Here is a 20,006-nt window from a genome sequence, read left to right on the forward strand (position 1 = left end):
ACACGCCGCATCGTCCTGCGACACGCCCGCGTGTCGATCTGAGATTGGTTCAGACTGCCGGCGATGGTCTGAGGAGTCCCGGGTCGGCACCGCCGCCCGCCACTAGGCTGAGCCCATGCCGCTGCTGATCACAGGGGCCGCCGACGCGGGCCTCATGGAGCTTCCCTGGGACGTGCCGTTGAGCGCCTGGCCTGAGGAGCGCATCGCGGCGCTCCCCCGCGGCCTGTCGCGCCACGTGGTCCGGTTCGTCCGCCACGGCGACGGCGTGCTCGCCGTCAAGGAGACCAACCCCGAGATCGCCCACCGCGAGTTCCACATGCTGCGCGAGCTCGAGCGCATGGAGGCGCCGTGCGTGAAGGCGGTCGCGGTGGTCACCGGCAGGCAGAGCCCGTCCGGCGAGGAGCTGCCGGCCGCGCTCGTCACGGAGCACCTCGCCTACTCCCTGCCGTACCGCGCGATCTTCTCGTCTGCGCTGCGCACCGGCACGCTCACCCGGCTCATCGACGCCCTGTCGATCCTCGTCGTGCGGCTGCACCTCGCCGGCTTCTACTGGGGCGACGTGTCGCTGTCGAACGCGCTGTTCCGACGCGACGCCTCCGCGTTCTCCGCGTACCTCGTGGACGCGGAGACCGGGGATCTGCACCCCAAGCTGACGGACGGCCAGCGCGAGTACGACCTCGACACGGCCACGACCAACATCGTCGGCGAGCTGCTCGACCTCCAGGAGTCGGAGGACCTCGACGAGACCGTCGACCCGTTCGACATCGGCACGCGCCTCGAGTCCCGCTACCGCGAGCTGTGGACCGCGCTGACCTCCACGGAGACCATCACGTCGAACGTGCCCTTCCAGGTCGCCGAACGCGTGCGCGCGCTCAACGCCCTCGGCTTCGACCTGGGCGAGATCGACATGCAGCAGACGGAGGACGGCACGGCGGTCACGCTGCGCCCGAAGGTGGTCGACGCGGGCTTCCACTCGCGCCGCCTCATGCGGCTCACTGGCCTGGACGTGCAGGAGAACCAGGCACGACGACTCCTCAACGACATGGAGGAGTACCGCGTGGTCCACGAGAGCGCGCGCGGGCACAAGGCCGACGAGACGTTCGCCGCCCACGAGTGGCTGACCCACGTGTTCGAGCCGACCGTGCGCGCCGTGCCTCGCAAGCTGCGGGGCAAGCTCGAGCCCGCGCAGGTGTTCCACGAGGTCCTCGACCACCGCTGGTACCTCGCGCAGGCCGCGGGCAAGGACGTGCCGATGCCGGTCGCGACCGGGTCCTACGTGAAGAACGTGCTGCCCACCAAGGCCGACGAGCAGGCGGTGCTCGGGCTCTCGATCACCGAGATGACTGCCGAGCTGCCCGCGCTGACCGCCGAGTTCGGCACGAGCTATGCCGTGTCGGACCCGTATGCCAACGACAACACGCACGCGTGGGGCGGCGTACCCGAGCCCGAGGTCGAGGAGCCGCCGACGGTCACGCGCGTCTCGACCCGAGTCACCGCGCCCAAGCGTCAGGCCAGGACGGCAGCCGAGCGCGCCGCGGAGTCCCTCGAGGACGAGGCGGGCACGCTCGACATCGCCGACGGGGAGTAGGCGTCAGGAGATCGCGCGCGACGCCTCGTACAGGGCGATCGACGTCGCGACCGACGCGTTGAGGCTCTCCGTGGTCGCGGCGATCGGGATCGACACGATCTGATCGCACGTCTCCGCGACCAGGCGCGACAGCCCGTCACCCTCGGAGCCGACGACGATCGCGAGCGGACCGTCCAGGAGGTTCGACTCATGGAGGTCGACGTCGCCGCCGCCGTCCAGCCCGATCGCGAAGACGCCGGCCTTCTTGTAGTCCTCGAGCGTGCGCGCGATGTTGGTGGCGCGCGCGACGGGCACGCGCGCGGCGGCGCCCGCGGACACCTTCCACGCCGCGACCGTCACCGAGGCGGAGCGGCGCTCGGGGATCACGACGCCCGAGGCGCCGAAGGCCCCGGCCGAACGCAGGATCGCGCCCAGGTTGCGGGGGTCCTGGATGTGGTCGAGCACGACGATGCGCACCGGCGACGGCGCCTCGAGCAGGTCCAGCGGATCCGCGTAGCTGTACGGCGGTACCTCGAGCGCGACGCCCTGGTGGGGGCTGCCGCCGGCGAGCGCGTCGAGCGTCGCCTTGGTGACCTCGCGCACCTCGATGCCCGCCTCGACGGCGAGCCCGACGATCTCGGTGACGCGGTCGTCGGCGTCGATGCGGTTGAAGACATGGAGCACGTTCGCGGGGATGCCCATCCGCAGCGCCTCGAGCACGCTGTTGCGGCCGATCGCGAGCTCCTCGGACGACGAGGTGCGCTGACGCGGGGCCTGCTTGCCTCGGGGCGCGGGCTTCTTGGCGGCATCCTTCTCGGCGCGCTGCTTCGCCTTGTACGCCTTGTGGTACGGGCGCTCCTCGGCCTTGGGCGTGGGGCCCTTGCCCTCGAGCGCCTTGCGGCCGTGGCCGCCGGTGCCGACCTGCGCGCCCTTCTTGGAGCCCGCGTTGCGGGTCGCGCCTCTGCGCTGTGAGTTCCCTGCCATGTCAGCCCTCCTCGGCCAGCGACCAGCGCGCGCCGTCGGCGCCGTCCTCGATGATGATTCCTGCGGCCTGGAGGCGGTCGCGGATCTCGTCCGCTGCGCTCCAGTCCTTCTCGGCGCGCGCCTCGGCGCGCTTGACCAGATCGGCGCCCACGAGCACCTCGAGCGCCTGGAGCGCGGGCTCCGCGTCCTTCGCCCCGGACGCCCACAGGGACGATGCGGGGTCCAGTCCGAGCGTGTCGAGCATCGCGCGGACGGCCAGGAGCGCGGGCCTCAGCGCGGCGTCGTCGCCCGCGGTGAGCGCGGCGTTGCCGGCGCGCACCGTGTCGTGGAGGTGGGCCATCGCGCGCGGCACGGACAGGTCGTCGTCCATGGCCTCGACGAACGGCTCGGGCAGCTCGGCCGCCGCGACCTCCTCCGAGGTGGGCGCGCCGACCCTCTCCGAGGCGCGCGCAACGAAGCCGGACAGACGTGACCAGGTGGCTTCCGCATCGTCCATGGTCTTGTCCGACCACTCCAGCATGGAGCGGTAGTGCACCTGGCCGAGCGCGAGGCGCAGCGCCGCGGCGCTGTGCTCGGCGAGCACCTCCTCGACGAGCATGCCGTTGCCGAGCGACTTGGACATCTTGGCGCCGGACTGCGTCACCCACGCGGAGTGCAGCCACATCTGCGCGAAGCCGTAGCCGGCCGCGCGCGACTGCGCCTGCTCGTTCTCGTGGTGCGGGAAGCGCAGGTCGAGGCCGCCGCCGTGGATGTCGAAGGTCTCGCCCAGATAGCGCTTCGCCATCGCGGAGCACTCGATGTGCCAGCCGGGCCTGCCGGGGCCCCACGGGGAGTCCCAGGAGGCAGTCTCGGGCTCGCCGGCCTTGGTCGCCTTCCACAGCGCGAAGTCGCGCGGGTCGCGCTTGGCGTCGACGGGCGCATCGGTCGCGGGCTCGAGGTCCTCGAGCGCCTGGCGGGTCAGCGAGCCGTACGCGGGGAACGACTGCACGTCGAAGTACACCGAACCGTCGTGCTCGTACGCGTGGCCGAGCTCGATCAGGCGCGCGGTGAGCGCGACGATCTCGGGCATGTGACCGGTCGCGCGCGGCTCGGCGTCGGGGGCGAGCACGCCGACAGCGGCATACGCGGCCTGGAACTCGCGCTCGTAGCGCAGCGCCCACGCCCACCACTCGACGCCGGCGTCGGCGGCCTTGGTGAGGGTCTTGTCGTCGATGTCGGTGACGTTGCGCACCATCGTGACGTCGAGGCCCTTGCGCATCAGCCAGCGCTGCAGGATGTCGAAGGCGACGGCCGCGCGCAGGTGCCCGATGTGGGGGCTCGACTGCACGGTCGGGCCGCACAGGTAGATGCCGACCTTGCCGGGGGTCACGGGCGTCAGGGGACGCGCCTCGCGGGCGGCGGTGTCGAACAGGTGCAGAGTCACGTCCTCAAGGCTACCTGGCGGGATGCGGCCTCGCGTCAGTCGGGAGGGACGGAGACGATGCTCGGGCCGGGCGGGCGCCGCGGGCCGGCTCAGTCCGCGCGCGCGACGACGAGAGCTGTCGCGATCGCGGCGACCCCCTCGCCCCGGCCGGTGAGCCCGAGGCCGTCGGTCGTGGTCGCGGAGACCGTGACGGGCGCGCCGATCGCGTCGGACATCGCCTTCTCCGCCTCGGCCCGGCGGGGACCGATCTTGGGACGGTTGCCGATCACCTGGACCGCCGCGTTGCCGATGTCGAAGCCGGCCTCGCGCACGCGTCGCGCGGTCTCCGCGAGCAGAGCGGCCCCGGAGGCGCCCTTCCACTCGGGGCGGTCGGTGCCGTAGTTGCTGCCGAGGTCGCCCAGGCCGCTCGCGGATAGCAGCGCGTCGCAGATCGCGTGCGCCGCGACGTCGCCGTCGCTGTGACCGGACAGTCCGCGCTCGTCGGGCCAGGTGAGGCCCGCGACGGACAGCCCCATGGCGTCGCCGAAGGCGTGGACGTCGGTGCCGATGCCGGTACGGATCATGCGCGCGCGAGCCTCCGCTCGAAGTGGTCGACGTCCTCCGGATACGTGATCTTCCGGCCCTCGGGGTCGCCCTCGCACGTGACGACGCGGTAGCCGTATGCGGCAAGGAGCGAGCCGTCGTCGGTTCCCTCGAATCCCTCGGCCTGCGCGCGCGCGTGTGCATCCCTCAGCGCCGAGGCGCGGAAGGCCTGGGGGGTCTGAACCGCGCCCAGCTCGGGACGCTTCAGATAGGTGAGGGCTCCGCCGGCGGTCGAGACGATGGTGTCGACGACCGGGAGGACGGGGATGCAGCCGTCCGCTCCCCCGGCGGCTGCCGCATCGTCCATGGCCGCTGGATCGTCCATGGCCGCCGCATCGTCCATGGCACTGGGGTCTGCGTCGAGCGCCGCGAGCGCGCGGCCCGCGACGGCGACCGGCATGAACGCCCTGGCGGCGTCGTGGACGAGGATCTGCTCCGCATCGTCCCTGACCGAGGCGAGCCCGAGCGCGACCGAGGCCTGACGCGTGTCGCCGCCGGCGACGACGGTCACGTCCGCCGCGACGTGCGCGACGGCGTCACGGAACGCGTCGAGATGCTCGGCGGGCGCGGTAACGACCACCTGCTCGCATACGGCGGCAAGGGAGGATGCGGCCCATGCCACGAGCGGGGTGCCTCCGATGGGCACGAGCGCCTTAGGAAGGTCCCGGCCTAGTCGGGTCCCGGACCCAGCGGCCGTCACGACGGCCGCGACGGTCACGACGCGAGGACCTCGTCGAGTCGAGCCTCGGCGGCGTCCTCGTCGCACTTCTCGGCGAGCGCGAGCTCCGAGACGAGGATCTGGCGCGCCTTGTGGAGCATGCGCTTCTCACCCGCGGACAAGCCCTTGTCGGTGTCGCGGCGGCTCAGGTCGCGAACGACCTCGGCCACGCGGATGACATCGCCCGAGGCGAGCTTCTCACCATTGGCCTTGAAGCGGCGCGACCAGTTGGTCGGCTCCTCCACGTAGGGCTCGCGCAGCACGGCGAACACCTTCTCGAGGCCGGCCTCATCGACGACGTCGCGGACGCCCACGAGGTCGACGTTCTCCGCGGGGACCTTGATGGTCAGGTCGCCCTGTGCGACGCGGAGCTCCAGATACGTCTTCTCCTCGCCCTTGATGGTGCGCTTGAAGATGTCCTGGATGGTGGCCGCACCGTGGTGCGGATAGACGACGGTCTCGCCGACTGCAAAGTTCATTGTGGAGATAGCCCCTTCGTCGCGGAGGGCCAGTCTATCATTCGCGCCCCATGCAATAACAGAGGCCGACATTTCAGGCTAACTCGACACGCCGAGCCGCGCAGTCGCGGCCACCCACTATCCTGAACCTGCAACTGTCCCTGGAAAGGTCCCCTCCGTGAAGCTGCACGCCCCCGCCCGCATCGCCGCGGCCGCGCTCATCGCTCTGTCCATGACCGGCTGCTCGTTCGCCGCGAACATCACCACGTCGAAGCAGTACTCCGCCTCCGACGGCGTCCGCGTCGAGCTCGAGGACGCCACCGGCCTCAACCTGCTCATCGTGTCGACGGCCGCCGACGAGCCCGCCGCGCTGATCGGCTCGTTCGAGAACCCCGGCACCGACCCGATCGAGGTCACCGTGGTGCTCGGCGACGACGCGACGAGCTTCGAGGTCCCCGCGCAGGGCGTGACCGCGCTCGGCACGACCGACGGCGAGACCGAGGTCGTCGGCACCAGCACGGTCGACCCTGGCCTCATCGGCACCATCACGGTGACGACGCCCGGATCGGGCACCACCGACGTCGACGTGCCCGTGCTCGACGGCACGCTCGCCGAGTACGCGCCGACGCTCGAAGCGATCGGCTGAGCGGGGGGCGCCCGGGCGACCCCCGCATCGTCCCTGCGCGCAACCACCAAACCCCCGCGTCGTCCCTGCCCCGACAACCCGGCCGGGCGACTCGCTCGTGGGCGCTCGTTGTCGCTTTTCGGACTCCACTGCGTCCTAGTGGACGCTCAGTGCCGCTTCCGGCACCCCGCCGCGTCCCAACGGACGTATCTGTACCGCCCCGGGTCGGCGCGCCTGCGCACCGCGCAGGCACCCACCCGGCGACCTCATCGTCCCACCCCACCGCCGCCGGGGAGGCTTCCTGGTACAGAAATGTCCACTGGCGCGCGACCCGGGCCCGAAAGCGACCATCAGTGTCCACTGGGGCGCGGCGCAGCGCCCGCCTCCGAGCATGCGAAAGGGCCCCGGGAGATCCCGGGGCCCTTTCGCGTGACGTCAGCGGATCAACCGAAGCGGCCCGAGATGTAGTCCTCGGTGGCCTTCTCGGCGGGCGCGGAGAAGATCGTCGTCGTGTCGTCCATCTCGATGAGCTTGCCGGGCTTGCCGGTGCCCGCGATGTTGAAGAACGCGGTCTTCTCGGACACGCGCGCGGCCTGCTGCATGTTGTGGGTCACGATCACGATCGTGTACTCGGACTTGAGCTCCTGGATGAGGTCCTCGATCGCGAGCGTGGAGATCGGGTCGAGCGCGGAGCAGGGCTCGTCCATGAGGAGCACGTCGGGCTTGATGGCGATCGCGCGCGCGATGCACAGACGCTGCTGCTGACCACCGGAGAGCGAGGAACCCGGCTTGTCGAGGCGGTCCTTGACCTCCTCCCACAGGTTCGCGCCGCGCAGCGAGGACTCGACGAGCTCCTCGGCGTCGCCCTTGGAGATGCGCTTGTTGTTGAGCTTCACGCCCGCGAGCACGTTCTCCGCGATGGACATCGTGGGGAACGGGTTGGGGCGCTGGAACACCATGCCGACGTGGCGGCGCACCGCGACCGGGTCGATCTGGGGGTCGTACAGGTTGAGGCCGTCCATGAGCACCTCGCCCTCGACGCGCGCGCCGGGGATGACCTCGTGCATGCGGTTGAGGGTGCGGAGGAAGGTCGACTTGCCGCAGCCGGACGGGCCGATGAAGGCGGTGACGGACTTCGCCTCGATGGAGAGCGAGACGTCCTCGACCGCGAGGAAGCTGCCGTAGAAGACGTTGAGGTTGTTGACGTCGATGCGCTTGGACATGAAGAGGGGGTCCTTTACCGGCCGGTCTTGGGGCTGAAGTAGCGGGAGATGAGGCGCGCGGCGAGGTTCAGCGCCATGACGATGAGGATCAGCACGAGCGCCGCCGCCCACGCGCGGTACTCGGTGATCTCGACGAGGCACGACGTGTCCGCGGCGTCGCTGCACACCGCGGTGCCCTTGCGCCACTCGGACACGATGTACACCGGGAGGGTCATCATGCGGCCCTCGACGGGATTGAAGTTCATGGAGTCGATGGAACCGACGGCCACGAGGAGCGGCGCGGTCTCACCGATGACGCGCGCGATCGCGAGCGTGACACCCGTGGTGATGCCGGCGATCGCGGTCCGGACGACCACCTTGATCACCGTGAGGTACTTCGGCACGCCGAGCGCGTAAGACGCCTCGCGGAGCTCGTTCGGGACGAGGCGCAGCATCTCCTCGGACGAGCGCACGACCACGGGGATCATCAGCACGGACAGCGCTACGGCGCCGGTGAAGCCGTTCTTGGTGCCGGCTCCGAACACGATCGCGAACAGCGCGTAGGCGAACAGACCGGCGACGATCGACGGGATGCCCGTCATGACGTCGACGAAGAACGTGACCATCCGCTTGAGGCGGCCCTTGCCGTACTCGACCAGGTAGATCGCGGTGAGCAGGCCGATCGGCACCGAGATCAGCGTCGCGAGGCCGGTGATGATCAGCGTGCCCCAGATCGCGTGCAGGATGCCGCCCTGGATCGCGCCGCCGTACACGCCGCGCATGGACTGCTGGAGGAACTCGAAGTTCAGCCCGGTGGACCCGTCGGGCATGATCATGAAACGGTCGATGCCGCGGTCGATGACCGTGACCGACAGCCAGATCAGCGGGATCAGCGCGAGGCCGAAGGCGGCGTAGATGAGCACGCCCATCGCGCCGTTCTTGAGCTTGCGGCCCGTGCTCATCGTGCCGAGCACGGAGCTCGACCTGACGGAGGTGGTGGTCATCAGTTGGCTCCAGAGAACTCAGAGCGACGCGAGACGATCCAGCGCGCGGCCATGTTGACGAGCAAGGTGATGATGAACAGCGCGAGGCCCATCGCGATGAGCGCGCTGACGCCGATCGCGTTGGCCTCGGGGAACTGGCCCGCGATGTAGGACGCGATCGTGTTGTGCTTGCCGGACAGCAGGACGTTCCACGAGTAGCTGAGGCCGACGGAGAGGATCATGTAGACGGCCATCGTCTCGCCGAGCGCGCGACCCAGCCCCAGCATCGTCGCTCCGATGACGCCCGAGCGGCCGAACGGGAACACCGCCATGCGGATCATCTCCCACCGGGTGGCGCCCATCGCGAGCGCGGCCTCCTCGTGCAGCTTGGGCGTCTGGAGGAACACCTCGCGGGAGACGGAGGAGATGATCGGGATCACCATGATCGCGAGCACGAGCGACGCCGACAGCGCGACTCGACCGGTCGCCGACACGGTGCCCGTGGTCGGGTCCGTAGCGAACAGCGGGAACCAGCCGAGGTAGGTGCCGAGGAAGTCGTAGAACGGCTGGAGGACCGGGATCAGCACGATCGAGCCCCACAGGCCGTAGACGACCGAGGGGATCGCGGCGAGCAGGTCGATGATGTAGCCGAGCCCCGAGGCGAGCCGCCGCGGCGCGTAGTGGGAGATGAAGAGCGCGATCCCGATGGAGAGCGGGGTGGCGATCAGCAGCGCCATGGTCGCGATCAGCACCGTGCCGAAGACGAGGTACCCGGTGACCTGGATCAGGCTCTGGCCGTCCTCGGGCTTGATCCACGAGATGCGGTCGCCGAGCTCGGCGGCGTCCATGGTGAGCGCCGGCCAGGCCTCGGTCAGCAGGAACGCGGCGACGGCGGCGAGGACGACGAGGATCAGCGATGCCGCCGCGGCGGAGGCTCCGGTGAACACGCCGTTCGCCACGGATCGCCGATGCGCGGTGAGCTCGACCTTCTCGGCGCCGCTCTTCTCAGTGACAGTCACGCTTCTATCTCTCCATCACAGGGACGACATGAAGGACGGTGGTGGGTCCATCCTTCCGGACGAACCCACCACCGTCCAATCGGCACTTCTTAGACGCCGCTCGCGGCGGCGATGCCCTCGAGGACCGCGATGACCTGGTCCGAGAGGTCGGACGAGAGCGGCGCGTTGCCGGCGGCGTCGACCGACGCGGCCTGGCCCTCCTGCGAGGCGGTGTACTCGAGGAACGAGGTCACCTTGGCGGCCTCGTCAGCGTCGTCGTACTGCTCGCAGACGATGACGTAGGAGAGGACGATGACCGGGTAGGCGCCGGCCTCGGTGGTGGTGCGGTCGAGCTCGTAGGCGAGGTCGTCGTCGCCGTTCACGCCGGCCGGGGTGGCCGCGGTGAGGGCGAGGGCGGCACCGTCGGCGGACGGCGCGACGTACTCGTCGCCGACCTTGACGGAGACGACTCCGAGACCCGAGGTCTGCGAGTGGTCCGCGTAGCCGATGGTGCCCTCGGTGGAGGTGATGATCTGGACCACGCCGGAGGTGCCCTGACCGGACTCGCCGAGGTCGTTGGGCCAGTCACCCGAGGCCTCGTAGCCCCAGGCGCCGTCCGACGCCTGCTCGAGGTAGTCGGTGAAGTTCTTGGTGGTGCCCGACTCGTCCGAGCGGTGGACCATCGTGATGGCCAGGTCGGGGAGCTCGACGCCCTCGTTCTGCGAGGCGATCGCGTCGTCCGACCAGTTGGTGATCTCACCGTCGAAGATGGCGGCGATGGTCGCGGCGTCCATGTTCAGCGAGTCGATGCCCTCGAGGTTGAACGCGACGGCGATCGGCGAGATGTACATCGGCAGGTTGACGGCACCGGCGTCACCGCAGCGGTCCACGGCGGCGTCGTACTCGCCGTCCTCCTCGGACAGCGCGGCGTCAGAGCCGGCCCACGAGACCGAGCCGTCGAGGAACGCGGTGCGGCCACCGCCCGAGCCGACCGGGTCGTAGTTGATGGTGAGGTCGGGGTTCTCGGTCTGGAAGTTGGCGCGCCAGACCTCCATGGCCTTCTCCTGGGTCGACGCGCCCGAGCCGTTGAGCTCGCCAGAGAAGCTCATCGCGGCGTCGGTGGCCTCGTCGGTGGCGGTGTCAGTGGCGGCGGCGTCGGCGGACGAGTCGTCCGCGGCGACCTCGTTCGAGGCCGAGCAGGCGGCCAGCGAGAGCGACAGCACGGCGGCCGCGGCGACGGCTCCGGCGCGAGTGGCAATCTTCACGTTCGTATTCCTCACATGCTGGTGACCCGGCCCTATGCCGGATGACTAGAACGGTAGGAGCGCAAGATGACGCGCCAGCGGCCCCAACCTGAACAGTGGGTGAACATCAGGTGAACTCCCTCACAGTTTGTCACGATGAGGTCACGCGCGAGTGACGAGCAGGTGGACGTCCCTGCGGGACGTCCAGCCAGGGACGATGCGTCCGCGCCCGGTCGGAGCGGTCCCGTTCCAGGGACGATGCGGGGGGCTCGACGGGCGCGCGACCGATCAGGCCGGCGGCTCGAACGTGTAGCCGACGCCGCGCACCGTCTGGATGAGCTGCGGCTTGTGCGGGTCGGCCTCGATGCGGGCGCGCAGGCGCTTGATGTGCACGTCGAGCGTCTTGGTGTCGCCGTAGTAGTCGGCGCCCCAGACGCGGTCGATGATCATCTGACGGGGAAGGACGCGTCCTGCGTTCTGCGCCAGCAGCAGCAGGAGGCCGAACTCCTTGGGTGGGAGCGACATCGTCTGGCCGTCGCGGATCATCGTGAGGCGCTCGGGGTCGATCGTGATGCCGGCGACGGTGACGCGCTCCGGCTCGTCCGACAGCGAGTCGTACGCTGCCGCGGAGCGGCGCAGCACCGAGCGCGCGCGGGCGACGAGCTCGCGCCCGCTGTAGGGCTTCGTGACGTAGTCGTCGGCGCCGAGCTCGAGCCCGATGATCTTGTCGACCTGCTCGTCCTTGGCCGTGACCATGATGATCGGCACCTCGGAGCGCTCGCGGATCCTGCGGAACACGTCGGTGCCGCTCATGCCGGGCAGCATGAGGTCCAGCAGCACCAGGTCCGCACCCTCCCGCTCGAAGATCTCGACGCCGCGCGTGCCGGTCTCCGCGGTCGACACCGTGAACCCCTCGCGGCTCAGCAGGTACTTGAGGGAGTCGCGGTACGACTCCTCGTCCTCCACGATCAGGATGTGGGCCTCGCTCATGCGTTCGTGTCCTCCTCGGTGGTCCGCCCGTCGGGCTGGACGGTCTCCGCCTGCAGCCGGAGCGTGAACGTCGAGCCGACCCCCGGCTGCGACCACAGCTCCACCATGCCCGCGTGCTGCAGCGCGATGTGCTTGACGATGCTCAGCCCCAGCCCGGTGCCGCCTGTCGAGCGGGAGCGGGCGGGGTCGGTCCTGTAGAAGCGCTCGAAGATGCGCTCCTGGTCCTGCTTGTCGATGCCGATGCCGCGGTCGATCACGGAGACCGTCGCGACGCCGTCGTCCTCCCCGACCGTCACCGTGACCTTGGCGCCGTCGTCCGAGTAGGACACCGCGTTGTCGACCAGGTTCCGCACGGCCATGACGAGCAGGTCGTGGTCCCCCATCACCACGGGGGCCGCGTTGAGCGCGTCCACGAGCTCGATGCCCCGCTGCTCGGCGCTGATCCGAGCCCCGTCGATCGCCTCATGCGCGACCGCGACGAGCTCCACGGGCTGGTGATCCCGCACCGACCCGTCGCCCTGAAGCCGTGAGATCTCGATGATCTCCTGGATGAGCTTGGTGAGGCGTCGGGACTCCTTGCGGATCCTGCCGGCGAAGTCGCGCACCATCACGGTGTCGTCAGCGCCCTCCTCGATGGCCTCGGCGAGGAGGGACAGGGCCCCGACCGGGGTCTTGAGCTCGTGCGAGACGTTCGTCGCGAACTCGCGCCGCGACTGCTCGGCGGCGCGCAGCTCGGTGTTGTCGTTCGCGACCGCGAACGCGAGCTCGTCGCCGAGCGGCGTCACCCTCACGTGGACGTGGGTGACGGCGCCGAGGACGCCGCGTCGCACCTCGACCTCGCGCTCACGGGGCTCGTCGTGAGCCCACGCCTCCTCGGCGAGGTCGGCGACGTCGGGCTGGAGCTTGCCGTCGAGTCGCGCGACGCCCATGGCCGCGGCCCTCGCGTTGGCGAACGCGGCGCGCCTGTCGCGGCGGATGATCACCGCGCCCGACTGCATCGCGCTGAGCACCTCGCGGGTCCGATGAGGCACGAGGGTGCGCGCCATCGCCTCCGCCTTGCGGCGTCCGCGGAACGAGAGGACGCCGATGCCGAACCCGACCGCGAGGCCGAGCAGCATCCACACCACGTCGAGGCCGGTCATGGCCACACCGTACCCAGCACCGAGGGAGTTCACCGAATGTTCACGGTCGTCACCGATTGTTCACCCGTGGTCGGGCGGGACCCCTGCAAGTGATGCAAGACTGGGTCCGAACCAGGATCCACAAGGAGCATCATGCGCACGCTGTTCACCGCCGAGCTGTCGGAGCTTGCCGACGACCTCGTCTCGATGAGTCGTCTCGTCGAGGACTCGATCACCCGGGCCAGCGAGGCCCTCCTCACGGCGAACGTCGAGCTCGCCCAGTCCGTCATCGCCGAGGACGAGAAGCTCGACGACCTCGAGGAGACCGTCGACGAGCGCTGCGTGCTCCTCATCGCCCAGCAGCAGCCCGTGGGCCTCGACCTGCGCACGATCATCTCGGCGCTGCGCATCTCCGCCGCGCTCGAGCGCATGGGCGACCTCGCCGAGCACATCGCCGGCATCGCGCGCCGCGTCTACCCCGAGCACGCGATCCCCGAGACCCACCGGAAGATCTTCGAGGGCTTCGCGACCGAGTCGGCTGCGACCGCCGCCGCGATCACGAAGCTCCTCGAGGAGCGCGACCTCAACGTGGCCGCGGCGATCGTGTCGGACGACGACGCGCTCGACAACCTGCACGGCGAGGCCTACGCCGGCATCCTCGCGGACTCGTTCGAGGGCTCGCGTCAGGAGGCACTCGACGTCGCGCTGGCCGCCCGCTACTACGAGCGCTTCGGCGACCACGGCGTCGGCATCTCGCGCCGCATCGTCTACTTGGTCACGGGCGACCACAAGGGCGAGCGCGCGTCGATCTGACGCCTCTCAGCTGACCCGAAGGCCCCCGCCGCACGGCGGGGGCCTTCGCGCGTCCGGGAGAGTCCCGCATCGTCCCACGCCCCGCATCGCCCGGGCTCCCGGCAGCCTCCCACTCGCCTGCCTCCGACAGTACGAACCAATCTCGCGCGCGACACCCCGGCGACACGCCGCGTGATCGCCTGACACGCTGGGGTGTCGGGGCCCACATCGGTTCAAACTGACAGTGACACGGCCGCCCGGACACGACGAAGGGCCCCCGCCTCAGGCGGGGGCCCTTCGTTTACCGGCCGGGCTATGAGAGGCCGACCGGACGTCTCCTAGTTCGAGACTACTTCTTTCCCTGGTTGGCGACAGCCTGAATCGCCGCGGCGGCCGCATCGGCGTCGAGGTAGGTGCCACCGGGGTTGGTCGGCTTCAGCGTCTCCTCGTCCAGGTGGTAGACGAGCGGGATGCCGGTGGGGATGTTCACGCCGACGATCGCGTCGTCCGCGATGCCGTCGAGGTGCTTGACGATCGCGCGCAGCGAGTTGCCGTGCGCCGCGACCATGACGGTCTTGCCGGCCTTGAGGTCCGGGACCACGTCCGACTCCCAGTACGGCAGGGCGCGCTCGAGGACGTCCTTGAGGCACTCGGTCTTCGGGACGGGCTCACCGGCGTAGCGGGGGTCGCCCTCCTGCGTGTAGGTGTTGCCCTCGGAGATGACGGGCGGCGGGACGTCGTACGAACGACGCCAGATCATGAACTGCTCCTCGCCGAACTGCTCGAGGGTCTCCGCCTTGTTCTTGCCCTGGAGGTCACCGTAGTGACGCTCGTTGAGGCGCCAGCTGCGCTTCACGGGGATCCAGTGGCGGTCGGCCGAGTCGAGCGCGAGGTTCGCGGTCATGATGGCCCGACGCAGGAGCGAGGTGTGCAGGACGTCGGGCAGGATGCCCTCAGCCTTGAGGAGCTCGCCGCCGCGGACGGCCTCGCCCCAGCCCTTCTCGTTGAGGGGGACGTCCACCCAGCCGGTGAACAGGTTCTTGGAGTTCCAGTCGCTCTCGCCGTGGCGGAGCAGGATCAGTGTGTACGTCATGCACTCAGAGTAGCGGGATGCGGTGACATCGGTACCGGGACGGATGGCCCGCGATCTGAGGCACAGGGACGATGCGCCACGCGCCTTCCGGCGCGGGTCGCCTCGCCGCGGCACCAGAGCCGGACGATCAGCGCTGGACCGTCAGCGCTGGACCGTCAGCGCTGGACCGTCAGCGCTGGACGATGCAGGCCGGGCTCGTGACCTTCGCCGCGCGGTACGGGAGCTCGGCGATCGCGCCGGTCTCCTGCTCGGGCGGGAGCCGGCGCACGTGCGCGAGCGAGTACGACCGCACCTCGTGCCCGCGCTCGCAGCCCACGTGCAGGCGCTCGTCGATCGCCGCGAAGTAGCGCGGCCAGTGGCCGGCGTCGAGGCTCGCGCGGTAGCGGGGCCATCCCTCGGGGCTGAGGTCGAAGATCGCGATGACGTCGGGGCCGCGCACCCCCACGAGGAGCATGGCGTCGACCACCAGGATGTGCGACGCGGCGACCTCGTCCGCCGAGCGCGGCGCGGCGTGCGTGATCTGCTGCTCGTCGACGAGCACGGCCTCGCGCGCGACCGGGTCCCAGCGCATCGTCCGCAGCATCCCGTCGAGCTCGCACGCGACGTAGATCATCTCGCCCTGCACGGCCATGTGCCGCGGCCCCGCGCCGCCGGGCAGCGTCGCCGCGACGCCGTCGGGCTCGAGCACGCCGCCGGGGCCCACGCGGTAGCGCCGCAGCTCGTCGGTGCCTAGGTCGGCGACGAGCACGTGCCTGCCGTCGGGCGCGAACGTCGCCGAGTGCGCGTGCGAGCGCTCCTGCCGGTCCTTGCGGGGGCCGTGACCCTTGTGCGCGTGGGACTGGATCGGCGACTCGAACGCGGGAAGGCCGTTCGGGAACAGCGGGACGACGGCGACGTCACCCGAGCCGTAGTGGCTCACGTAGAGCTCGTCCGCCTCGGGCGACAGCAGCAGGTGGCACGCGTCGGTGCCGCCCGTCTTGACGGACCCGGCGAGCTTGGGCTCGGCGGCGTCTGACACATCGATCGCGTGCACCATCGACGCCGGCGCCTCGGACACCGCGTACAGCAGCGGCCTGCTCGGATGAGCGACGAGGAACGACGGCGCGGGCAGCTCGAGCACCTGCTCGGCCGCCTCGTCATCGTCCTGTCGCCACAGCCCCTCGCCCTTGCCCACGGGCGTGCCGAGGCCGTCGGCGGGGTAGGTGCCCCACCACAGTGAGGACATCAGTGCGCGGCGTCGTAGGCGTCGCGCAGCTCGCGCGAGACGCGGCCCCGCTCGGGGACCTCCATGCCCTCGGCGCGCGCCCATTCACGGATGTCGTGCGCGTCCGTGCCTGACTTGCGGGTGGAAAGCGAACGGCGCCCGCGGGACACGGTCGAGACCTTTCGCGCTTTGACGGTCCACTTCGCGAGATCGTCGCGCAGCTGCGCGGCATTGTCGGCGTTCAAATCAATTTCGTACTTGGTGCCGTCCACGGCGAAAGAGACGGTCTCGACAGCAGCGCCGCCGTCGATGTCGTCGATAAGAACTACCTGGACCTTCTGAGCCATCGTGGCTCCTTCCGCGGAATCGTGGCGGTCTTCTCAAATTCGGGAGAACCGCGCATCTTGTCCCCTCGAGGCAAGCATAGACACTGCTATCTCGAAAAAGGCGAAGTCTCCGCAATATCTGTGGAGAGCCACAGAGAAGGAGGAATTCCTCCCCACATAAGCAACAGCGCCGGAACTCGCAACTCGAGACGCATTTCCTGTGACAATATCCACACGAAATGCCGGACAGATGACCGACAGAAAATTGGTGAAAATACCCTGCCGGGCATCGTGGACGATGCCAGGGCGACCGCCGCATCGTCCGGGCGGCGCAGCCGAGGCTAGGCCGCGTCGGTGCCCTGGGTGGGCTCGGCGGCCGGTGTCTGCGTCGCCCCCGCGCTCCGAGCCGCCTCGGCGGCCTCCTGCTCGGCGATCGCGGCGCGCTCGTTGCGGTCCGCGCGGATGATCGTGCGCATCACGAACCAGAACAGCAGCCCGACGCCGATGCTCGGGATGATGCCGACCGCGATCGCGATCATGGTGCTGTCCACGTCAGCCCTCGCTGGGCTTCACGAGCGGGAAGGTGATGGTCTCGCGGATGCCGAGGCCCGTGAGCGCCATGAGCAGGCGGTCGATGCCCATGCCCATGCCGCCGCTCGGGGGCATCGCGTACTCCATCGCGGCGAGGAAGTCCTCGTCGAGGCGCATCGCCTCGTCGTCGCCCTGCGCGGCCATGCGGGCCTGCTGCTCGAAGCGCTCGCGCTGGATGACCGGGTCGACGAGCTCGGAGTACGCGGTCGCGAGCTCGAAGCCGCGCACGTACAGGTCCCACTTCTCGACGATCCCCTTCTTGGTGCGGTGATCGCGCGTGAGGGGGCTGGTCTCGACGGGGAAGTCGCGCACGAAGGTCGGCGCGCTGAGGGTCGCGCCGACGTGGTGCTCCCACAACTCCTCGACGAGCTTGCCGTGGTTGACGCGCTTGGGGTCGACCGAGATCTCGAAGCGGTCGCACAGCATCTCGAGGTCCGCGACCGAGGTGTCGTGCGTGATCTCCTCGCCGATCGCCTCGGACAGCGAGCCGTACATGTCGAGCGTGGTCCAGTCGCCGGAGAGGTCGTACTCCGTGCCGTCGACGAGCGTCACGACCTGCGTTCCGAAGATGTCGTCGGCGGCACCCTGGACCAGGCTGCGCGTGAGCTCGGCCATCGTGTCGTAGCTGCCGTACGCCTCGTAGGCCTCGAGCATCGAGAACTCGGGACTGTGCGAGCTGTCCGCGCCCTCGTTACGGAAGTTGCGGTTGATCTCGAAGACCTTCTCGACGCCGCCGACGGCCGCGCGCTTGAGGAACAGCTCGGGCGCGATGCGCATGTAGAGGTCGATGTCGTACGCGTTCATGTGCGTGACGAACGGACGCGCCGCGGCGCCGCCGGGCTGGGTCTGGAGCATCGGGGTCTCGACCTCGATGAAGCCGCGGCTGTGCAGGCTCTCACGCAGGCTGCGGTTCAGCGTCGCGCGCTGGCGGACGGTGTCGCGGGCCAGCGGGCGCGCGATGAGGTCCACGTAGCGCTGGCGCACGCGGGTGTCCTCGGCCAGGTCCTTGTGCAGGACCGGCAGGGGGCGCAGCGCCTTGGACGCGATGGCCCACTCCGACGCGAAGACGGAGACCTCGCCGCGCTTGGACTTGATCGCGCGGCCCTTGGCGAACAGGTGGTCGCCCAGGTCGACGTCGCCCTTGAAGGCGGCGAGCGAGTCCTCGCCGACCTCGGCGAGGCTCAGCATGATCTGGAGGCGCTCGCCCGCGCCGTCCTGGATGGACGCGAAGCACAGCTTGCCCGTGTTGCGGATGAAGACGACGCGGCCCGCGACGCCCACGACGTCCTCGGTCTCCTCGCCTGCCTCGAGGTGGTCGTACGACTTCTTGACGTCCGCGATCTCGTGCGTGCGGTCCACGACCACGGGGTACGCCTCGCCGCCGGCCTCGATGAGGCGGTCGCGCTTGGCGCGCCGCACACGCATCTGGTCGGGGAGGTCGTCATCAGCGGGGAGAGCAGGCTGGTCAGTCACGCCCTCTAGGGTACCGGCGGCACCGGCCGCCGCATTTCGCGGGGGTCCCGGGCCCGGCCTGCCTACCTCCGCATCGTCCCCGCCTCTGCATCGTCCAAGCTTCCCGCCATGCACTACGCACGGATTCACGCGCGACACGCGAGCGTGTCGCGGGTTGGAGTCGGCGCGTCGTCGGGGTGTCGGATTCAGATCCGTGCGGAGTGCATGGGAGAGGAACGATGCTGGGGCAGGGACGATGCGGCAGTTGCCTCGGGTGCCTCGGGCTCGGCGAGCGCCTTCGCTGCCCGGGCCCGCTCGGCCGGCCCGGCTCAGTCCAGGTCGAGGCCCAGGTCGATGATCGGCGAGCTGTGCGTGAGCGCGCCGACCGACATGTAGTCCACGCCGGTCGCCGCGACGTCGGCGGCGTTCTTGAGCGTGAGCCCGCCGGTCGCCTCGATGAGCACCGGCCCGATCTTCTTCTCGCGCGCGCGGACGTCCGCGACGAGCGCGGTCATCTCCTCGATCGGCATGTTGTCGAGCATGAGGAACCTCGCGCCGGCCTTGAGCGCCTCGCGCGCGCCCGCGGCGTCCTCGACCTCGACCTGCACGGGGACGTCGGGGAAGGCCTCGCGGATGGCCTCGATCGCGCCGGTGATCGATCCGGCGGCGGCGATGTGGTTGTCCTTGATCATCGCGCAGTCGTACAGCCCGATCCGCTTGTTGACGCCGCCGCCGCAGCGGACCGCGTACTTCTCGAGCTCGCGCAGGCCGGGGGTGGTCTTGCGGGTGTCGAGCACCTTGGCGCCGGTGCCGGTGAGCGCGGTCGCCCAGCGTGCGGTGTGGGTCGCGACGCCGCACGCGCGCGAGACGAGGTTGAGCATGGTGCGCTCGGCGATCAGCACGACGTGGCCCGCGCCCTCGATCGTGGCGATCGTCGTGCCCGCGGCGAGGCGGTCGCCGTCGGCGACGAGAAGCTCGACCTGGGGCCGCGGCAGCCCGAGCCGCACCGCCACCTCGGCGAGCGCGACCGGGATCACGTCGATGCCGGCGACGACCCCGTCCTCGCGCATGACGATGCGCGCGGACACCTGGGTGGTCGCGGGGATGGTCGCCTGGGTCGTCACGTCGCGACCGGGGAAGCCGCCGAGGTCCTCGCTCAGCGTGCGCCGCACGACGTCGGCCAGCCATGACGCCGACAGGGGACGGTCCTGAGGCTGCTGCTCGGGGTGGACGGGGACGGTGCCCTGGTCGGCGAGAGTGTCACTCGGAGCGCTCATGGGGACATCGTGGCACGAAAAGGGCGCACGTCCTTGGGAAGGGGGTACGGGGAGGGGTATCCTTTGCTGTCATCTAGTGCTTTGGAGGCCCGAATGTCCGAGGTCCACCTCTCCGCCGAGGAGCTCGAGCCCGTCGTCAAGCGTCTGCGCCGCGCGCACGGACAGCTCGCGGGCGTGCTGCGCATGGTCGAAGAGGGTCGCGAGTGCGGTGACATCGTCACGCAGCTCGCCGCCGTGTCCAAGGCGATCGATCGCGCGGGCTTCACGATGATCGCGTCGGGCCTGCAGCAGTGCATCCTCGAGGGAGAGGACGCGGCGGATGCCAAGGTCCGCCTCGAGAAGATGTTCATGGCGCTGTCCTGACACCTGGACGATG

Annotated in this window: 21 protein-coding genes; 4 read left to right on the top strand and 17 right to left on the bottom strand. The window is 70.0% G+C overall.

Features of this window, described 5'->3' with window-relative positions:
* Window positions 1-115: 115 nt before the first annotated feature.
* Complete coding sequence (locus tag AOP78_RS09860) at window positions 116-1,588, top strand: DUF4032 domain-containing protein (RefSeq protein ID WP_083979998.1); 1,473 nt, start codon at window positions 116-118, stop codon at window positions 1,586-1,588.
* A gap of 3 nt (window positions 1,589-1,591) precedes the next feature.
* On the opposite strand, the gene rlmB is transcribed toward AOP78_RS09860, so the two are convergent.
* From rlmB to AOP78_RS09885, 5 genes are all read right to left on the bottom strand, one after another.
* The gene (gene rlmB / locus AOP78_RS09865; RefSeq protein WP_062203745.1) at window positions 1,592-2,551 is read right to left on the bottom strand and encodes a 23S rRNA (guanosine(2251)-2'-O)-methyltransferase RlmB; all 960 of its coding nucleotides are present in this window, start codon (window positions 2,549-2,551) and stop codon (window positions 1,592-1,594) included.
* A 1-nt stretch (window position 2,552) separates the two neighbouring features.
* Window positions 2,553-3,974, bottom strand: a complete 1,422-nt coding sequence (gene cysS / locus AOP78_RS09870) for a cysteine--tRNA ligase (protein ID WP_062203748.1) — start codon at window positions 3,972-3,974, stop codon at window positions 2,553-2,555.
* A gap of 89 nt (window positions 3,975-4,063) precedes the next feature.
* Complete coding sequence (gene ispF, locus AOP78_RS09875; protein ID WP_062203751.1) at window positions 4,064-4,537, bottom strand: 2-C-methyl-D-erythritol 2,4-cyclodiphosphate synthase; 474 nt, start codon at window positions 4,535-4,537, stop codon at window positions 4,064-4,066.
* Window positions 4,534-5,322 carry an IspD/TarI family cytidylyltransferase gene (locus tag AOP78_RS09880; protein ID WP_152659490.1) on the bottom strand — a complete coding sequence of 263 codons (789 nt, stop codon included), beginning with the start codon at window positions 5,320-5,322 and terminating at the stop codon, window positions 4,534-4,536. The genes ispF and AOP78_RS09880 overlap by 4 nt, the downstream gene beginning before the upstream one ends.
* The gene (locus AOP78_RS09885; RefSeq protein ID WP_062203756.1) at window positions 5,271-5,753 is read right to left on the bottom strand and encodes a CarD family transcriptional regulator; all 483 of its coding nucleotides are present in this window, start codon (window positions 5,751-5,753) and stop codon (window positions 5,271-5,273) included. Before AOP78_RS09885 ends, AOP78_RS09880 begins: the two co-directional genes overlap by 52 nt.
* Before the next feature lie 157 nt (window positions 5,754-5,910).
* Between AOP78_RS09885 and AOP78_RS09890 the strand changes: the two genes are divergently transcribed.
* A complete protein-coding gene (locus tag AOP78_RS09890) occupies window positions 5,911-6,378 on the top strand; it encodes a hypothetical protein (protein WP_062203759.1) in 468 nt (155 codons plus the stop codon).
* 422 nt (window positions 6,379-6,800) lie between these two features.
* Here AOP78_RS09890 and pstB read toward each other — a convergent pair whose 3' ends face one another.
* From pstB to AOP78_RS09920, 6 genes are all read right to left on the bottom strand, one after another.
* Window positions 6,801-7,580 (bottom strand): phosphate ABC transporter ATP-binding protein PstB, encoded by a 780-nt coding sequence (gene pstB / locus AOP78_RS09895; RefSeq protein ID WP_062203762.1) that lies wholly within the window; start codon window positions 7,578-7,580, stop codon window positions 6,801-6,803.
* Between the two features lie 14 nt (window positions 7,581-7,594).
* On the bottom strand, window positions 7,595-8,563 hold the full coding sequence (pstA, locus tag AOP78_RS09900) for a phosphate ABC transporter permease PstA (protein ID WP_062203764.1): 969 nt from the start codon (window positions 8,561-8,563) through the stop codon (window positions 7,595-7,597).
* The gene (gene pstC / locus AOP78_RS09905; RefSeq protein ID WP_062203766.1) at window positions 8,563-9,561 is read right to left on the bottom strand and encodes a phosphate ABC transporter permease subunit PstC; all 999 of its coding nucleotides are present in this window, start codon (window positions 9,559-9,561) and stop codon (window positions 8,563-8,565) included. The genes pstA and pstC overlap by 1 nt, the downstream gene beginning before the upstream one ends.
* 89 nt (window positions 9,562-9,650) lie before the next feature.
* The gene (gene pstS, locus AOP78_RS09910; protein ID WP_062203769.1) at window positions 9,651-10,805 is read right to left on the bottom strand and encodes a phosphate ABC transporter substrate-binding protein PstS; all 1,155 of its coding nucleotides are present in this window, start codon (window positions 10,803-10,805) and stop codon (window positions 9,651-9,653) included.
* Window positions 10,806-11,072: 267 nt separating this feature from the next.
* The gene (locus tag AOP78_RS09915; protein WP_062203772.1) at window positions 11,073-11,774 is read right to left on the bottom strand and encodes a response regulator; all 702 of its coding nucleotides are present in this window, start codon (window positions 11,772-11,774) and stop codon (window positions 11,073-11,075) included.
* A complete protein-coding gene (locus AOP78_RS09920; RefSeq protein WP_083980000.1) occupies window positions 11,771-12,916 on the bottom strand; it encodes a sensor histidine kinase in 1,146 nt (381 codons plus the stop codon). Before AOP78_RS09920 ends, AOP78_RS09915 begins: the two co-directional genes overlap by 4 nt.
* A gap of 132 nt (window positions 12,917-13,048) precedes the next feature.
* On the opposite strand from AOP78_RS09920, the gene phoU reads away from it, so the two are divergent.
* Window positions 13,049-13,708, top strand: a complete 660-nt coding sequence (gene phoU, locus AOP78_RS09925) for a phosphate signaling complex protein PhoU (RefSeq protein ID WP_062203775.1) — start codon at window positions 13,049-13,051, stop codon at window positions 13,706-13,708.
* Window positions 13,709-14,036: 328 nt separating this feature from the next.
* On the opposite strand, the gene AOP78_RS09930 is transcribed toward phoU, so the two are convergent.
* The 6 genes from AOP78_RS09930 to nadC all read right to left on the bottom strand — a co-directional run bounded on the left by AOP78_RS09930 (window position 14,037) and on the right by nadC (window position 19,630).
* Window positions 14,037-14,780 (bottom strand): phosphoglyceromutase, encoded by a 744-nt coding sequence (locus tag AOP78_RS09930; RefSeq protein WP_062203778.1) that lies wholly within the window; start codon window positions 14,778-14,780, stop codon window positions 14,037-14,039.
* 169 nt (window positions 14,781-14,949) lie between these two features.
* Window positions 14,950-16,005 (bottom strand): lactonase family protein, encoded by a 1,056-nt coding sequence (locus AOP78_RS09935; protein WP_062203780.1) that lies wholly within the window; start codon window positions 16,003-16,005, stop codon window positions 14,950-14,952.
* Window positions 16,005-16,331, bottom strand: coding sequence for a histone-like nucleoid-structuring protein Lsr2 (locus tag AOP78_RS09940; RefSeq protein ID WP_062203783.1), 327 nt, complete (start codon window positions 16,329-16,331; stop codon window positions 16,005-16,007). Before AOP78_RS09940 ends, AOP78_RS09935 begins: the two co-directional genes overlap by 1 nt.
* A gap of 320 nt (window positions 16,332-16,651) precedes the next feature.
* The gene (locus tag AOP78_RS09945) at window positions 16,652-16,861 is read right to left on the bottom strand and encodes a hypothetical protein (RefSeq protein WP_439645035.1); all 210 of its coding nucleotides are present in this window, start codon (window positions 16,859-16,861) and stop codon (window positions 16,652-16,654) included.
* A gap of 1 nt (window position 16,862) precedes the next feature.
* The gene (lysS, locus tag AOP78_RS09950) at window positions 16,863-18,326 is read right to left on the bottom strand and encodes a lysine--tRNA ligase (protein ID WP_083980002.1); all 1,464 of its coding nucleotides are present in this window, start codon (window positions 18,324-18,326) and stop codon (window positions 16,863-16,865) included.
* 356 nt (window positions 18,327-18,682) lie between these two features.
* Window positions 18,683-19,630, bottom strand: a complete 948-nt coding sequence (nadC, locus tag AOP78_RS09955) for a carboxylating nicotinate-nucleotide diphosphorylase (RefSeq protein WP_083980003.1) — start codon at window positions 19,628-19,630, stop codon at window positions 18,683-18,685.
* A 93-nt stretch (window positions 19,631-19,723) separates the two neighbouring features.
* On the opposite strand from nadC, the gene AOP78_RS09960 reads away from it, so the two are divergent.
* Window positions 19,724-19,993 (top strand): metal-sensitive transcriptional regulator, encoded by a 270-nt coding sequence (locus AOP78_RS09960; RefSeq protein WP_062203789.1) that lies wholly within the window; start codon window positions 19,724-19,726, stop codon window positions 19,991-19,993.
* Window positions 19,994-20,006 lie beyond the last annotated feature (13 nt).

The sequence above is a fragment of the Demequina salsinemoris genome, assembly GCF_000974805.1.
GTDB lineage: Bacteria > Actinomycetota > Actinomycetes > Actinomycetales > Demequinaceae > Demequina > Demequina salsinemoris.

Bases quoted from the DNA above. Each gene is read 5' to 3' on its own strand.
- AOP78_RS09860 (WP_083979998.1), top strand. From the start codon at position 116: ATGCCGCTGCTGATCACAGGGGCCGCCGACGCGGGCCTCATGGAGCTT.
- rlmB (WP_062203745.1), bottom strand. From the start codon at position 2,551: ATGGCAGGGAACTCACAGCGCAGAGGCGCGACCCGCAACGCGGGCTCC.
- ispF (WP_062203751.1), bottom strand. From the start codon at position 4,537: ATGATCCGTACCGGCATCGGCACCGACGTCCACGCCTTCGGCGACGCC.
- AOP78_RS09885 (WP_062203756.1), bottom strand. From the start codon at position 5,753: ATGAACTTTGCAGTCGGCGAGACCGTCGTCTATCCGCACCACGGTGCG.
- pstB (WP_062203762.1), bottom strand. From the start codon at position 7,580: ATGTCCAAGCGCATCGACGTCAACAACCTCAACGTCTTCTACGGCAGC.
- pstA (WP_062203764.1), bottom strand. From the start codon at position 8,563: ATGACCACCACCTCCGTCAGGTCGAGCTCCGTGCTCGGCACGATGAGC.
- AOP78_RS09915 (WP_062203772.1), bottom strand. From the start codon at position 11,774: ATGAGCGAGGCCCACATCCTGATCGTGGAGGACGAGGAGTCGTACCGC.
- AOP78_RS09920 (WP_083980000.1), bottom strand. From the start codon at position 12,916: ATGACCGGCCTCGACGTGGTGTGGATGCTGCTCGGCCTCGCGGTCGGG.
- phoU (WP_062203775.1), top strand. From the start codon at position 13,049: ATGCGCACGCTGTTCACCGCCGAGCTGTCGGAGCTTGCCGACGACCTC.
- AOP78_RS09930 (WP_062203778.1), bottom strand. From the start codon at position 14,780: ATGACGTACACACTGATCCTGCTCCGCCACGGCGAGAGCGACTGGAAC.
- AOP78_RS09935 (WP_062203780.1), bottom strand. From the start codon at position 16,005: ATGTCCTCACTGTGGTGGGGCACCTACCCCGCCGACGGCCTCGGCACG.
- AOP78_RS09940 (WP_062203783.1), bottom strand. From the start codon at position 16,331: ATGGCTCAGAAGGTCCAGGTAGTTCTTATCGACGACATCGACGGCGGC.
- lysS (WP_083980002.1), bottom strand. From the start codon at position 18,326: ATGCGTGTGCGGCGCGCCAAGCGCGACCGCCTCATCGAGGCCGGCGGC.
- nadC (WP_083980003.1), bottom strand. From the start codon at position 19,630: ATGAGCGCTCCGAGTGACACTCTCGCCGACCAGGGCACCGTCCCCGTC.
- AOP78_RS09960 (WP_062203789.1), top strand. From the start codon at position 19,724: ATGTCCGAGGTCCACCTCTCCGCCGAGGAGCTCGAGCCCGTCGTCAAG.